General features: G+C 37.0%; 12 protein-coding genes and 1 riboswitch. Of the genes, 10 read left to right on the top strand and 2 right to left on the bottom strand.

What is annotated here, in order from left to right:
• Window positions 1-59 precede the first annotated feature (59 nt).
• The 5 genes from GWI68_RS15945 to tehB all read left to right on the top strand — a co-directional run bounded on the left by GWI68_RS15945 (window position 60) and on the right by tehB (window position 4677).
• On the top strand, window positions 60-614 hold the full coding sequence (locus GWI68_RS15945; protein ID WP_109407502.1) for a cytochrome b: 555 nt from the start codon (window positions 60-62) through the stop codon (window positions 612-614).
• A 33-nt stretch (window positions 615-647) separates the two neighbouring features.
• The gene (locus tag GWI68_RS15940; protein WP_109407501.1) at window positions 648-1226 is read left to right on the top strand and encodes a YceI family protein; all 579 of its coding nucleotides are present in this window, start codon (window positions 648-650) and stop codon (window positions 1224-1226) included.
• A gap of 237 nt (window positions 1227-1463) precedes the next feature.
• Window positions 1464-2549 (top strand): linear amide C-N hydrolase, encoded by a 1086-nt coding sequence (locus GWI68_RS15935; RefSeq protein ID WP_109407500.1) that lies wholly within the window; start codon window positions 1464-1466, stop codon window positions 2547-2549.
• Window positions 2550-2571: 22 nt separating this feature from the next.
• Entirely contained in the window at window positions 2572-3744 is a 1173-nt protein-coding gene (locus tag GWI68_RS15930) for an NAD-binding protein (protein WP_166540909.1), read from the top strand.
• Window positions 3745-3822: 78 nt separating this feature from the next.
• Window positions 3823-4677: an SAM-dependent methyltransferase TehB gene (tehB, locus tag GWI68_RS15925; protein WP_109407498.1), complete on the top strand. Its 855-nt coding sequence runs from the start codon at window positions 3823-3825 to the stop codon at window positions 4675-4677.
• A gap of 69 nt (window positions 4678-4746) precedes the next feature.
• Here the strand turns inward: tehB and clcA are convergent, their stop codons facing one another.
• Window positions 4747-6168 carry a H(+)/Cl(-) exchange transporter ClcA gene (clcA, locus tag GWI68_RS15920; protein WP_166540908.1) on the bottom strand — a complete coding sequence of 474 codons (1422 nt, stop codon included), beginning with the start codon at window positions 6166-6168 and terminating at the stop codon, window positions 4747-4749.
• 196 nt (window positions 6169-6364) lie between these two features.
• On the opposite strand from clcA, the gene GWI68_RS15915 reads away from it, so the two are divergent.
• Window positions 6365-7771: a sodium:alanine symporter family protein gene (locus GWI68_RS15915; protein ID WP_109407496.1), complete on the top strand. Its 1407-nt coding sequence runs from the start codon at window positions 6365-6367 to the stop codon at window positions 7769-7771.
• A 187-nt stretch (window positions 7772-7958) separates the two neighbouring features.
• Here GWI68_RS15915 and GWI68_RS15910 read toward each other — a convergent pair whose 3' ends face one another.
• Window positions 7959-9440, bottom strand: a complete 1482-nt coding sequence (locus GWI68_RS15910) for an aldehyde dehydrogenase family protein (protein WP_166540907.1) — start codon at window positions 9438-9440, stop codon at window positions 7959-7961.
• Window positions 9441-9932: 492 nt separating this feature from the next.
• On the opposite strand from GWI68_RS15910, the gene hcp reads away from it, so the two are divergent.
• The 4 genes from hcp (at window position 9933) to mgtE (ending at window position 14792) form a co-directional block, all read left to right on the top strand.
• A complete protein-coding gene (gene hcp, locus GWI68_RS15905) occupies window positions 9933-11585 on the top strand; it encodes a hydroxylamine reductase (protein WP_072069297.1) in 1653 nt (550 codons plus the stop codon).
• Window positions 11586-11642: 57 nt separating this feature from the next.
• The gene (gene hcr / locus GWI68_RS15900; protein ID WP_166540906.1) at window positions 11643-12647 is read left to right on the top strand and encodes an NADH oxidoreductase; all 1005 of its coding nucleotides are present in this window, start codon (window positions 11643-11645) and stop codon (window positions 12645-12647) included.
• A 271-nt stretch (window positions 12648-12918) separates the two neighbouring features.
• Window positions 12919-13254 (top strand): DUF6694 family lipoprotein, encoded by a 336-nt coding sequence (locus GWI68_RS15895; protein WP_166540905.1) that lies wholly within the window; start codon window positions 12919-12921, stop codon window positions 13252-13254.
• 216 nt (window positions 13255-13470) lie between these two features.
• A riboswitch (M-box (ykoK) riboswitch) is annotated at window positions 13471-13642 on the top strand.
• A 76-nt stretch (window positions 13643-13718) separates the two neighbouring features.
• A complete protein-coding gene (gene mgtE / locus GWI68_RS15890; protein WP_109407492.1) occupies window positions 13719-14792 on the top strand; it encodes a magnesium transporter in 1074 nt (357 codons plus the stop codon).
• Window positions 14793-14833 lie beyond the last annotated feature (41 nt).

The raw sequence follows: 14833 nt of genomic DNA, 5'->3' as shown, positions 1-14833 counted from the left end.
CCAATACACTAAACTAGATAACATTATTTTAATGAATTAGAAACTATTGGGTTTTTATTATGCAATGGCGAAATAACACTTCTCGCTACGGGCACTTGTCACTCCTTTTGCATTGGGGGTCAGCACTTACTGTTTACGGTATGTTTGCTTTAGGATTATGGATGGTGACGCTAGGTTATTATGATAGTTGGTATCATTCGGCACCTGAAATACATAAAAGTATCGGTATTCTTTTATTTATTATTCTGATAGTACGTGTGATATGGCGTTGGATATCGCCACCACCTAAAGCATTAGCAAGCTACAGTAAATTTACTCGTATTAGTGCCCATATCGCGCACATGCTCTTATATTTAATTTTATTTTCCATTCTCATTAGCGGTTATTTAATTTCCACTGCTGATGGTCAAGCGATATCTGTATTTGAATGGTTCTCTGTGCCCGCTATTTTTACAGGGGAAGCCGAACAAGCAGATTTAGCAGGTGATATTCATCTTTATTTAGCATGGTCAGTTGTTTTGTTATCACTATTACATATGGCTGGTGCCTTAAAGCATCATTTTATTGATAAAGATGTAACGTTAAAACGCATGCTAGGAATGCGAACTAAATAATTAAATTTATAAAACAAAATTATGGAGATAGCCATGTTTAAGAAAGCTTTATTGGGTTTAACCGCAGGTGCGTTGTTATTTAATGCGAGCACTGCTTTAGCAGCTGATTATGCTATTGATAAACAAGGTCAGCACGCATTTGTACAGTTTCGTATCCAACATTTAGGCTATAGCTGGTTATATGGCACATTTAAAGATTTTGATGGTACTTTTAGTTATGACAAAGAAGATCCATCAAAAGATAAAGTTGATGTTGTGATCAAAACTGGAAGCTTAGACACAAATCATGCTGAACGTGATAAACATTTACGCAGTGCTGATTTCTTTAATGTGAGCAAATATCCTGAAGCACGATTTGTATCAACCAACGTTACTCGTGAAGGTGAGAACTATGTAGTGGTTGGTGATTTAACATTAAATGGTGTGACTAAGCCAGTATCATTAAATGCAAAATTAATTGGCGAAGGGACTGATCCTTGGAAAGGTTACCGTGCTGGTTTTGAAGCAACAGGTAAAGTAAACCTAAAAGAGTTTAATATTAAATCAGATTTAGGGCCAAAATCACAAGAAGCTGAACTAATTATCTCAGTTGAAGGTGTAAAAAAAGCGTAATTAAATGCTTTCTGTAGGGCAATAAAGCCTCTTATCACCTAGATAATTTATAAACCGATACCTTAGTGTATCGGTTTTTTTATGCGCAATTAAGGTGAGTTGTTTTATACTTAGGCAATAGTTCTTATTTTTTCATACAGTTAATAAAAGTCTATTTATTAGCTAATCTATTTTATGTAAGGATAAAAAAAGAAAAATTTTCGCCATCTCATCCATTCATTTAACGGGAAAGAGTCAATAATGAAAAAACTACGTCATACTTTTTTGGGTACTCTGCTTATTTCTGCTTTTTTTACAGCAGGAGTGTCAGAGGTTGATGCGTGTACTCGGCTTGTCTATTTAGGTGATAATAATCAAGTTATTACAGCTCGTTCAATGGATTGGAAATACGATATTGGAACCAATTTATGGATATTTCCACAAGGTATGCAACGTTCAGGAGAGGCGGGTGATAATTCAATTAAATGGACATCTAAATATGGAAGTGTTGTTGCATCCGGTTATGATATTTCAACAACAGATGGTATGAATGAAAAGGGATTGGTTGCTAATTTATTATGGTTGGCAGAATCAGATTACCCAGCTTATACCAAAGAAAAACCAGCTATTTCGATTTCAGCATGGGCTCAGTATGTGCTAGATAATTTTGCTACCGTAGAAGAAGCCGTGACAGCATTAGAAAGTGAACCTTTTATTGTTTTAACGGATAAAGTGCCAGGACAGGATAGGATGGCAACGTTACATCTTTCTCTTTCGGATGCTACAGGTGATAGTGCCATTATTGAATATATCAACGGCAAACAAGTAATTCATCACAGCAAAGAGTATCAAGTGATGACGAACTCGCCTATTTTTTCAGAGCAGTTAGCATTAAATAGTTATTGGCAACAAATTGGCGGAACCGTGATGTTACCAGGAACAAATCGTGCATCTGATCGTTTTGCCAGAGCTTCTTTTTATGTGAATGCTATTCCTAAGGCTCAATCGAGTAAAAAATCGCTTGCTAGTGTTTTTGGTGTGATCAGAAATGTTTCTGTTCCTTATGGATTAAGTACCGTTGAATCGCCTGAAATCTCATCTACACGCTGGAGAACGGTGGCTGATCATAAGAATCAATTATATTTTTTCGAATCAGCATTATCACCAAATACCTTTTGGGTTAATTTAAAGGAAATTGATTTTTCAAAGGAAAGCGGGAAAGTCATGGTGCTATCATTAGGTGAAGAGCAATCAATCATTTATTCAGCTAATGCAACAAGCCATTTTAAACCAGCAGAGCCTTTTAAATTTCAAGGATTAGATAATATTCCTTTAAATAACTAGTCTAGTATTCACGATACCTAATATGAAATTATCCGTAATACTAAATGTGATAGAGACATCTAAAGTGACAAGAAAGATGATGTCTTTATTACTTATCTTAAATGGTATATTTATCATTTATTCAATTTTGTTGTCCCGTGGTATTTATCTGGATTGGGAAATACACGGTTTTTCTGCATGGCTTAAATCATTGGGTGTATTAAAGCTTCTTGATATACCTAAAGTGATGTTAGCTTGTGCGTTGATCTTGCTTTCAATATTTATGTATTTAGGTGCAAGGATCGCATGGTGTGTCTCTATTATTTTATTAGCTACCATTGTTTTTCTTGATGTTGCGGTTTACCAGCAAATTGGTTTTCAGGCTTACTTTTCTTTTGCTTTGGTGGTTGGATTATTAATCAGTTGGCGAGCCTTTCCACATCATAGTTTAACTAGTGCTGGCTTTGTGGCTTTTATCTGTATCCTTTCTTTGCTGTTATTCTCAATGTTAGGAAGCCTTTATATTGGGAATGAGTTCAGGCCTCATATTACAACATTGATGGATGCATTTTATTTTTCTATTGTCTGTATGACGACATTGGGATTTGGCGATATTGTGCCAATTAGTACAAATGCACGTATTTTTACACTAACTGTTGTGATCTTGGGAATAACCGTTTTTACCACATCCATTGTTTATGTCATGGGATTTCTTGCTCGAGGGACTCGTGAGATTGTTAAGAAAAGGATCGCTAAAATGCATAATCATTTTATTATTATTGGATCTTCGGCACTGGCATCACAATTAGAAAAAGGATTAAGAGAGCAGGGAAAACCAGTTATTGCGATTTGTACTGATAAAAGTAAAGCTGTTTATGATGCACAAGCAAATATTATTGAAGGTGATCCGACTAACCTTAAAACACTTGAATCCGCTAATATTGCGAAAGCCAGCTGGGTAGCAACTTTATCTGAAAGTGACGCTGAAAATACCTTTATCCTACTCACTATCCAAGAATGTTCTAATGTTGATGCCAAGTTAATTACTATTATTAATCAGGATGAAAATAGAGATAAAATCAGTCGATTACGTCCTGATATGTTGTTTTCTTTAGCGTCGTTAGGTAAAGAAATTATGATGAAGGTATTATGTGGTGAATCTATTTCTTCATCAGATGTGACAGATCTGCTTTTAAACAAATATTTAAAATCATAATTTTGTTCAAACTATCTTTACGAACGATAATGATTACCATAAGATGTATTTAAAATGCATCTTAATTAAGGTTGGATTATGGAACTTGTTAGTTATAAAACAATGCCAGAGTGGACACGAACATCAATTCCTTTGGCGTTATTAGAACGCCACAATACAAAGGAAGGCACTTATGCTCAAATGCGAGTCCTGCAAGGTAATATGACATTTGTTGTATTTAATGATGATGGTTCACAAATTTCGGTGGATTGTGATACGGAAAATCAACCCCCATTAATCCAGCCTCAACAATGGCATAAGATTGATAAAGCGAGCGATGATGTACGTTGTCAGCTTTCATTTTTATGTGCCCCAGAAGATAAACTTTTTAAAGAAAATGACTTATCACTACCACACTCAGAAGTTCGTTACATGGCAACATTGACTCAACCTTGCAAGGTTTTGGATTTAGGTGCAGGGCGTGGGCGCAATAGCTTCTATTTAGCGTCTCAAGGGTATGATGTCACCGCATTAGATATTAATGTTTCTCATATTGATGCAATTGAATCCGTTAAAGCTAAAACGGGCTTGGCAGTAAAAAGCGGTTTATACGATATAAATGAAGCTTCACTGACTGAAAAATATGACATCATTATTTCAACCGTTGTATTGATGTTCTGTCAACGTGAACGCATCGAAAGCATTATTAAAAATATGCAAGAATGTACCAATAATAATGGTATTAATGTGATTGTTTGTCCGGTTGAAACAGCAAATAGTGATCCTGCTGAAATTCCTTTTAAAACCTTTTTACGCCAAGGTGAATTAGCGGATTACTATAAAGACTGGGAAATTATTAAATATAATGAAAATCCTGGGCATTTACATAAAACAGATGCCAATGGTAATCGTATTGCTTTGAATTTTGCGACGTTAATTGCCCGTAAAAAATAGTTAAGTTCAATCGTTTCTTTTTAAATACCCCAAATAATTGGGGTATTTTTTTGTCTGTTTAAGCGAGTTTTATTGTTGTGGTAATTTATCACTTTTAATATCATCGGCTTGGTTTGTTTGTTCTTTTGCCTCAGACTTTTGCAATATTCGTTCTAATAAAACCGTATAAATAGGGCGACCACCTAATAGTTGAGCCAACATTGTTGCACCTAAACAGGTAATGATCATCGGTAGGATAAGTTGATAATTATCAGTCATTTCTAATACGAGGACAATCCCGGTTAGAGGTGCTCTTACGGTTGCGGCAAATAAAGCGCCCATACCCGCAATGGCAAAAGTACCGATTTGAATTTGATAATCAGGGAAAAGTAATGTTGCCATTAATCCGAATGCACTACCAAACAGAGTACCTAATGCGAGAGTGGGAGCAAATATGCCACCAGGAGCACCTGAGGCAAAACTGATAATAGATGTGATAGTTCGTAAAATAAAGAAAAGTAACAGTGCAATAAGAGAATATTGTCCGGTACTGAGTGCTGGAATAATGCTAAATCCACCCCCCGTAATTTCAGGAATAATTAGTGCCAATAGGCCACAAAGCCCACCAATAATACCGCCGGTTAAAACAAAACGTGAAGTTTTATCTTGGTAAAAATGTTGGAATTGAGTTTGAACATAAAAAAGCAATTTACTGAAAATGACACCAATAACGCCGAATAACATACCTAAGACTAAATATAACCAAAGCGTATTAAGTGGGGCTGATGAAAATTTACCGATATGAATAACACCGCCTTCACCATTAAATAGGCGAAAGACAATGCATGACATAATTACTCCAATAAAAACCGCTTTAATTGAAATCAGGCTGTATTTAAATTGAGGGCGCATCTCTTCAATAATAAACAAAATACCCGCAAGAGGTGCATTGAAAGCTGCGGTTAATCCGGCAGCAGCGCCGGTTGCTAATAATGTGTGACGTGATTCTTTATCTTTTAAGCGAGAAATATCATTTACTAATTGACCAATATTGGCACCCAATTGAACCGTTGGGCCTTCACGACCTAATACCATGCCTGAGCCCAATGTTCCAATACTGGCAATAAATTTTACTGGTAATACTCGCCACCAACGAACAGGGCGAATATCTATCATTGCACCTTCAATTTCAGGGATACCAGATCCCCCTGATTCAGGTGAGAATTTTTTCACTAAATAGTAACCAAGCATGGCTAAAATAGAGGAAAAGAGCAATGTAATAATCGCTAGAACATAAGGGTTGGTGAAGGTTTTGACGAGTTCTTCTTGCCTGAAGTTTATTACCCAGCTCACGCTTTTTTCAAATAAAACACCCACAAATCCAGCAAGCGAACCGACTATGGCAGACAGTAGCAGGACTTTCAGTGGCGCAAGATTGGTTTCTTGTGCTTTTCTGAATAAATTAAAACGTCGTTCATTTTGGCTATTTTGGATAGATTTACGGTTATGCATAACTTTGATTTATGTATTGTAACAATGAACATAATGATAGCGTAATTTTGTATTGAAGTGATATTTCTCACATAACGTAATCAATTTTAGAGTTAGTCGTTTTTTTTTCTAGCATATTTTCACTTTTTCATCTTTAGTGTAATTGATAACAAAAAATACATATTTATATAACATTTTGGACGAGAAAGGGTAATTTATGGATTTCATCACGAATATATTAAGCGCTATAAATGGCGTGGTGTGGGGAGTACCGATGCTTGTCGGTATTCTAGGTATTGGTCTTTTTATGCAGTTTCGGCTCGGTTTCTTACCTATTCGAAAATTAGGTACAGGATTTAAGCTTCTATTTGAAAAAAATGATAAAAGAGGCGAAGGACAAATATCGCCCTTTAATGCACTAATGACGGCCCTTTCAGCAACTATCGGAACAGGTAATATAGCTGGTGTTGCAACGGCCGTTGTATTAGGTGGCCCCGGTGCTTTGTTTTGGATGTGGATGACGGCATTAGTGGGGATGGCAACAAAGTATTCTGAGGCTGTACTAGCGGTACGTTTTCGTGAAGTTGATAAATACGGGAACTATGTTGGTGGCCCAATGTATTACATCAAAAATGGTTTGGGTAAAAATTGGGTTTGGTTAGGTACTGTTTTTGCTATTTTTGGTAGTTTTGCTGGTTTCGGTATTGGTAATACAGTGCAAGCTAACTCAGTCGCAGATGTATTACAAAGTAATTTTGGCATTTCAACTACTATTACAGCCATTGTGTTAGTTGTCTTAGTTGGCGCGGTACTCATTGGTGGGATCAAACGTATTGCCGATGTTGCGGGTAAATTAGTTCCTATCATGACTGTCGGTTATTTTGGTGCTGGTATTGTTGTTTTAGCGCTAAACGTGACAGCTATTCCTGATGCTATTGTCCTTATTGTTAAATCAGCATTTACCCCAGTTGCTGCTCAAGGCGGGTTTGCTGGTGCTGCCGTTTGGGCCGCGATCCGTTTTGGTGTAGCTCGTGGTGTTTTCTCTAACGAAGCGGGATTGGGTAGTGCGCCTATTGCACACGCAACAGCAAAAACACAAAATCCTGTTCGGCAAGGTTTGATTGCGATGTTGGGGACATTTATTGATACTATCATCGTTTGTTCTGTTACGGGATTAACCATCGTTATTACTGGCCAATGGCTAACAGGACAAAGTGGAGCGACATTAACTGCTGCATCATTCTCTATCGCTATTCCGGGTGGTAACTATATTGTGGCCATTGCTTTAGCTATCTTTGCATTTACGACTATTTTAGGTTGGAGTTTTTACGGTGAGAAATGTGTGCAATATCTTTTTGGACCTAAAGCTATTATGCCATTTCGTATTGCATGGTTGATTGCATTACCAGTAGGGGCAACACAATCATTAGAGTTTGTATGGTTATTAGCCGATACACTTAATGCAATGATGGCTATTCCTAACTTAATTGCATTAGCCTTATTGAGCCCAGTAGTTTATCGCTTAACAAAAGATCATATAAAAGATGTTAATGCTGACAATATCGGGTTAGATTTAGATAAAGAAACTCATTCAGTGAACAAAAAAGAAGCCGAAGCAGAGTAACTCGTTCTTACTTATTGGCTAAAAAAACACAACAAAAAACCGTATGCATTTAGAGTTTGGCATACGGTTTTTTTATGGTGGTAACTTAAAGTGTGAGAAATTACAGATAATAAAAAGCCTTCTGGGGAGAAGGCGAAGAGATGAGTATAGATATTATATTTATAAGAATTTAGAAAAGAGAGAAATCTTATTCTTTCATACTGATGAAGATGTTTTTCACTTGGCTATAAGCATCTAACATCATTTTATGAGTTTCACGTCCTAAACCTGATTTCTTGTAACCCCCAAATGGTGCGTGAGCGGGGAGTTCATGATAAGTGTTAACCCACATACGACCAGTTCTTACTGCTTTTGCAACACGCAAGGCACGGTTAATATCTTGAGTCCAAACACCACCACCGAGTCCATATTCTGAATCATTTGCCATTTCGATCACTTCATCTTCATTATCGAATGGAATAACACATAATACCGGTCCAAAAATTTCTTCTCGTGCAACGCGCATTTGGTTAGTTGCGTTGATGATGATAGTAGGGCGAACAAAGAATCCATCATCGTAACCTTCACCCGTAATACGTTCACCACCAGTTAAAACAGTAGCACCTTCTTTTTTTGCGAGTTCAACGTAGCCTAAGATAGTATCCATTTGATCTTGGCTAACTTGTGTGCCCATTTGTGTATTAGGATCAAGGGGATCACCGACACGAATACTCTCAAATTCAGTTTTTAATGCTTTCAAAAAGTCATCATGAATATCTTTGTGCAAGAACAGACGTGAACCTGATTCACAAGCTTGTCCTTGGTTCATTAATATTGCCAATGCTGAATATTTGACCGCTTTTTTCATGTTTGCATCAGGGAAAACAATATTGGCTGATTTTCCGCCTAACTCCAGTGTTGCTGGAACCATTTTTTTCGCGGCAGCTTCTGCTACGGTATAACCCACATTGGTAGAACCTGTAAACGCCAGTTTATCAATATCTTGGTGTTCTAAAATAGCTTGTCCTACAACAGATCCACGTCCCGTAACAATATTAATTACACCAGCTGGTAATATTTCATTTAAAATACGACCTAGCTCTAATAATGAAAGGGAAGTCAGTGTTGCTGGGTTAATTACGACAGTATCACCCGCGGCAATTGCTGGCGCCAATTTCCATGCTGCCATTAATAATGGGAAGTTCCATGGAATAATTTGTCCAACTACGCCAATGGGTTCACGAATAACAAGGCTAATGGTATTTTCGTCTAGGATGGCACTTTCATCGGTATGAGAGCGTATCACGCCTGCAAAATATCGAAAATGGTCAATAGAGGCTGGTAAATCTATGTTTTTCGACTCATTGAGTGGCTTACCATTATCTAATGATTCAATCCAAGCAAAACGTTCTTGTTCTTGCTCTAAGCGATCTGCAATTTTTAATAAGAGGGCTTGGCGCTCTGCTGGAGATGTTTTACTCCATGTTTTGAATGCCTTACGTGCGGCAGTGACTGCACGATCAACGTCTTCGGCACTTCCTGATTGGTATTCACTTAATAATTCACCAGTTGCAGGGCTATAGGTTTTAGTTGTTTTTTGCGATGTGCTAGTTACCCATTCTCCTCCAATTAGCATTTTGTAGCTTTCTAGAGGGCGAAATTCTGATGGAACATTATTTAATTTAATCATTTTTAATCTCCAATGTAGGGGTGAGCATCATTTAAACTTATAGTTTCATTTCGTAATACTCGTGCTAATAACATATATCAAATGAAATAATTTGATTAGCTATTGATGCAATAGGTGATATTAACTATAAAAAATAGTAATGAATATTACTGATTTAACAAAAATGAATTAACTTAATCGTTTCATCTCTCAGTCTTTATATGATTAAACAAAAAATACCCATCAGTTATTCTTCAATATTCTTTCTTATTTTCTCATCAAAGGTGTAATGCGATTAAGCAAACTGTTTAAAAAACAGGCTTTAGACTTATGTGAAATCAATAGATAAAAAAAGAGATATTAAAAGATCCACTAGAAATTGCGTTAGATCAAACAACATTTAAATTGTTCAATATTGCACTTTCTCTCTGATAAAAATGGCGTATTCTTATGTTGCATATGAAATGCAACTTATAAAAATAAAGCGTTATCTTATATTAGAAGGAATACGATATGTATTGTGTGCAATGTGAACAAACAATGAAAACGCCTGTAGGTAATGGTTGTGCCTATGCGCAAGGTATGTGTGGTAAAACAGCAGAAACTTCAGATCTTCAAGATTTACTGGTTGCTGTATTAGAAGGACTTTCTGCCTGGGCATTAGCGGCACGTAGTGTTGATATTATTGATCATGATGTAGACAGCTTTGCGCCTCGCGCTTTTTTCTCTACGTTAACTAACGTCAATTTTGATTCTGATCGTATTGTTGGCTATGCGAAAGAAGCTATCTATTTCCGTGAAAGTCTGAAATCTCGTACCTTAGCAAAAAATGCAGCGATTCAAGTCACTAATCCAAGAGCTGAAATTCAATTAGCTGGAAATGATTTAGACAGTTTACAAAAACAAGCCCAGCTTTTTGCCTTAAATGGTGATAAAGCACAGATTGGTGATGATCTTCATGGATTACGTATGCTGTGCTTGTATGGCTTAAAAGGGGCTGCGGCTTATATGGAGCACGCACATGTTTTAGGTCAGTATGACAATGAAATTTATGCAGAATATCATCGTTATATGGCGTGGTTAGGTACTGATCCTGCTGATATGAATGAGTTGTTAGAAAATGCGATGGGCATTGGCCAAATGAACTTCCGCATTATGGCTATTCTTGATAAAGGCGAAACTCAAGCTTACGGCAACCCAACGCCGGTTACTGTTAACGTTCGTCCTGTTGCAGGTAAAGCTATTTTAATTTCAGGCCATGACCTGAAAGATTTACAAATGCTACTTGAACAAACTGAAGGTAAAGGCATCAACATTTATACCCATGGTGAAATGTTACCTGCTCATGGTTACCCTGAACTTAAAAAATACAAACACTTAGTGGGTAACTATGGTAGTGGTTGGCAGAATCAGCAAATTGAATTTGCGAAATTCCCAGGCCCTGTACTAATGACATCAAACTGTATTATTGATCCTAATGTAGGTAATTACGGTGATCGTATTTGGACTCGTAGTATTGTTGGCTGGCCGGGTGTAAAACACATCACAGGTGATGATTTCTCTGAAATGATTGAACAAGCTCAATCATTAGAAGGTTTCCCATATAGCGAAATTGAGCATTTAATTACGGTTGGTTTTGGTCGTGAAACACTATTAAATGCGGCTGATACAGTAATTGATTTAGTTTCACAGAAAAAATTACGTCACGTTTTCTTAGTTGGTGGTTGTGATGGTAGCCGTGGTGAGCGTAGTTATTACACTGATTTAGCAAGAGAAATACCACAAGATTGTTTAATTATGACATTGGCGTGTGGTAAATATCGCTTTAATAAATTAGATTTTGGTACTTTAGAAGGGTTACCACGCTTACTTGATGTGGGTCAGTGTAACGATGCTTACTCTGCGATTATGCTAGCAGTTAATCTAGCTGAAAAATTAGGTTGTGGTGTCAATGATTTACCATTGTCCTTAATTTTGTCTTGGTTTGAGCAAAAAGCGATTGTTATTTTATTAACTCTGCTTTCATTAGGCGTAAAAAACATTTATACCGGCCCTACAGCACCTGCGTTCTTAACAGATAATCTGCTGGCGGTCTTAAATGAGAAGTTCGGTATGCGCTCTATTACTACACCAGAACAAGATCTTAAAGAGATCCTTTCAGCTTAATCGTTTAATTCATCATCATTGCCGAAGCCTACGGGCTTCGGTAAGGAATAAATATCCATGACGATGCCAAGTTCCCTTTGTCCTAATCGTATGCAGGTTCACTCAATTGTTCAGGAAACCCCTGAAGTGTGGACACTAAATTTAATTAATCACGATTTTTATTCATACAAACCAGGCCAATTTGCATTGGTTAGTATCAATAATAGTGATGAAACAATGCGTGCTTATACCATTTCATCTTCTCCAGGATTAAGTCCTTTTGTCACTTTAACTGTCCGCCGTTTAGAAAATGGTATCGGGTCAGGTTGGTTAACATCACAAGTAAAACCTGGTGATTATCTTTGGTTATCTGATGCCCAAGGTGAGTTTACTTGTGCAGGAAAAGAAGATGCTCGCTATTTAATGTTAGCTGCAGGGTGTGGTGTTACCCCAGTGATGTCGATGACACGCTGGTTGCTAAATACTCAACCTAAAGCAGATATCACTGTTATTTTTAATATTCGTGAACAAAGCCAGTTTATCTTTGAGAAAGAGTGGATCGAATTAGCCAATGCGTATCCCTATAATCTCAATTTTATTATGATGCCTAAATTACCTGACAATAAAGGGATATTTAGTGGTCGCATTTCTCAAGAAAAATTAGCTGCGTTAGTACCTGATATTGCGAGTCGCACTGTTATGTGTTGTGGCCCAAATAGTTACATGGAAGATACAGGACGTTTTGCAAGAAATCTTGGCGTACCTGCTGAGAATATCTTTATGGAACGTTTTGGTGATGAACCCGTTTGCGTTGATGAAAATGAACAATTAACCATGACTATTCGTCATCCATTATCGCAAATTAAAGTTCCTGTTGGTGTCACTTTGTTAACGGCAATGGAAGAGAATAAAGTACCCGTTTTTGCTGCTTGTCGTGCAGGTGTTTGTGGCAGTTGTAAAACGAGAATTGTTAGTGGTGATTATGATGTTTCTAGCACCAGTACATTAACGCCTGAAGAGATTGCGCAAGGTTACGTGTTAGCGTGTAGTTGCCGTTTAAAGGGTGATGTTGAGCTAGCATAATCGCTTTTTATTAAACTCTTTCCTTCTATTCTTCTATTTTTTTGCCCTGTTAATTTATTAACGGGGTTTTTTATGTCTATTCTTCCCATTAAATGTGGCATTAATCTGGAAAATACCCCCCTTTATTTTAATTTAAACTCCATTTTTATTTATTCAGAATAATAAGAATATTGAAATGGGAGAGTTAATAAAAATATATTTTAATCAGTGTGGAGTTTCCTTATAAACATTCTGCTATTATTTAAACCATTGATTGGGTAAGGGGGGATATATGAAAAAGTTGTTAGTTATTTGTTTATTTAGTGTCATGTTATCTGGCTGTGAAAAACCTCAACAAACCCTTGATGGCTCTAATGTAGAGTCATTACGTATGTCAATTGTTGAAATGCGTAATTCTCTCCCCCTCGATGAGCAAGCGCGTTTTGATGAAGCAATAGAATTAGCGATCCTTAATGATATTAATTTTAATGATTTAGTGATTGCAGGGCGTCATAAGAATGGCGATATGATCACCCGAAAAATGTGCCAATCATTAGATGGTAAAACAGTAAAAGAGATATTTTTACAGGCAGAAGAAATAAGAGTGCAAAAATTAGCATTTAAATAATCAATTAATAAACAGATTATCTCTGATTATGCGATTTTCACTTTCGTAGAAGCGGTTTATTTCTTTTTTATATATTAGTTCCAAATGGAATTATATTATTTAATTGTATGATGAATATTCTTGGCGTCATTTTCAATAGAACTTAAACAAAATCGTTATCGTGCTTTCCATTATAGTGTGAGTGGTTATAATGCGCGCCGCATTCGCAAGAAAATGGCAGTATCTCGTTAGGCGAGGCTCCTATACAAACACAGGTTACTGATCTGACGACGTCGAGAGACGCCCAAGATTAGGACAGGATATATCGACCGAAGGTATATCTCCATGTAACTTCCAGTATTCATCGGATACGTTGTATAGTGCTAAAACCGAGACGTGTAGATAGCTTTTGCATTCTCGCTTCTGGTTTCGCCCCTATGGAGAACTGATTTGCTAAACACAAACAGTAATAGGGAACCACAAAAATGACTTTCAATACTCAAAACAAAATGGATGCTGTCTTAGTTGCAGATGCATCCTTAAACACACCACAAAATAATTCAACACAAGATCAATACAATCGTTTAAAAGATGATACAACGGTTAGCGCATATATGAGTCAGTCTTATATTGCGGTTTCTGTTGCCGATTCAGTTGAGAATGTAAAAACCCAACTGGTTAATGATTTAAAAGATGAATTAATTCCAACCTATCTCTATGTTGTTGATAAAGATAATTATCTTAATGGAATTTTACCTGTTAAATCATTATTAACCGCGGCAAATGATCTGTTTGTGTCTGATGTTATGCGTCAAACTTTTTTCTCTGTATCACCTGAACAGAATCGACATGATGTGTATCAATTGATTAGCCATAGCGGTTTAGACAGTGTGCCTGTGATGCATTTTGGAAAATTAGTGGGTGTGTTACGTCCTCAAGATATTGCGGAATTGATTGAAGATGAAAATACCCTTGATGCACAGATGCAAGGGGCAACGTCACCATTAGAGCAGCCTTATTTAGAAACCAGTCCAGTAACATTATGGCGTAAACGTGTTGTATGGTTATTGATGCTGTTTGTGGCAGAAGCGTATACCAGTACGGTATTACATGCTTTTGAAGATAGACTAGAAGCCGCTATTTCATTGGCATTCTTTATTCCATTACTGATTGGTACTGGGGGAAATAGCGGAACACAAATTACCTCAACGCTTGTTCGTGCGATGGCGTTAGGTGAAGTTAGCTTACGCAACGTGTGGTCTGTTTTAAGAAAAGAGATAACAACATCTATCATGGTTGCGTTAACCATGGGGATCGCAGGTTTTGTACGAGCTTGGTTCTTAGGCGTTGGAATGGAAGTGATGATTGTTGTTGGATTAACACTTGTTTCCATTACCGTTTGGAGTGCAATTGTTTCGTCTGTTATTCCAATGGTATTAAAGCGTTTAGGGATTGATCCAGCCGTTGTATCAGCACCGTTTATCGCAACGTTAATTGATGGTACAGGTCTTATTATTTACTTTGAAATTGCATCTCATGTGATGAGCGAGTTTGCCTAAGACAATCCTACATATTCATTTTCAAGATAAAGCCGATGTGA

It is taken from the genome of Proteus sp. G2669 (assembly GCF_009915245.1).
GTDB lineage: Bacteria > Pseudomonadota > Gammaproteobacteria > Enterobacterales > Enterobacteriaceae > Proteus.
Note: the sequence above shows the minus strand (reverse complement) of the source record. Positions and strands in the feature narration are given on the sequence as shown.

Bases quoted from the DNA above. Each gene is read 5' to 3' on its own strand.
- GWI68_RS15940 (WP_109407501.1), top strand. From the start codon at position 648: ATGTTTAAGAAAGCTTTATTGGGTTTAACCGCAGGTGCGTTGTTATTT.
- GWI68_RS15910 (WP_166540907.1), bottom strand. From the start codon at position 9,440: ATGATTAAATTAAATAATGTTCCATCAGAATTTCGCCCTCTAGAAAGC.
- GWI68_RS15895 (WP_166540905.1), top strand. From the start codon at position 12,919: ATGAAAAAGTTGTTAGTTATTTGTTTATTTAGTGTCATGTTATCTGGC.
- GWI68_RS15945 (WP_109407502.1), top strand. From the start codon at position 60: ATGCAATGGCGAAATAACACTTCTCGCTACGGGCACTTGTCACTCCTT.
- clcA (WP_166540908.1), bottom strand. From the start codon at position 6,168: ATGCATAACCGTAAATCTATCCAAAATAGCCAAAATGAACGACGTTTT.
- mgtE (WP_109407492.1), top strand. From the start codon at position 13,719: ATGACTTTCAATACTCAAAACAAAATGGATGCTGTCTTAGTTGCAGAT.
- hcr (WP_166540906.1), top strand. From the start codon at position 11,643: ATGACGATGCCAAGTTCCCTTTGTCCTAATCGTATGCAGGTTCACTCA.
- hcp (WP_072069297.1), top strand. From the start codon at position 9,933: ATGTATTGTGTGCAATGTGAACAAACAATGAAAACGCCTGTAGGTAAT.
- tehB (WP_109407498.1), top strand. From the start codon at position 3,823: ATGGAACTTGTTAGTTATAAAACAATGCCAGAGTGGACACGAACATCA.
- GWI68_RS15915 (WP_109407496.1), top strand. From the start codon at position 6,365: ATGGATTTCATCACGAATATATTAAGCGCTATAAATGGCGTGGTGTGG.
- GWI68_RS15930 (WP_166540909.1), top strand. From the start codon at position 2,572: ATGAAATTATCCGTAATACTAAATGTGATAGAGACATCTAAAGTGACA.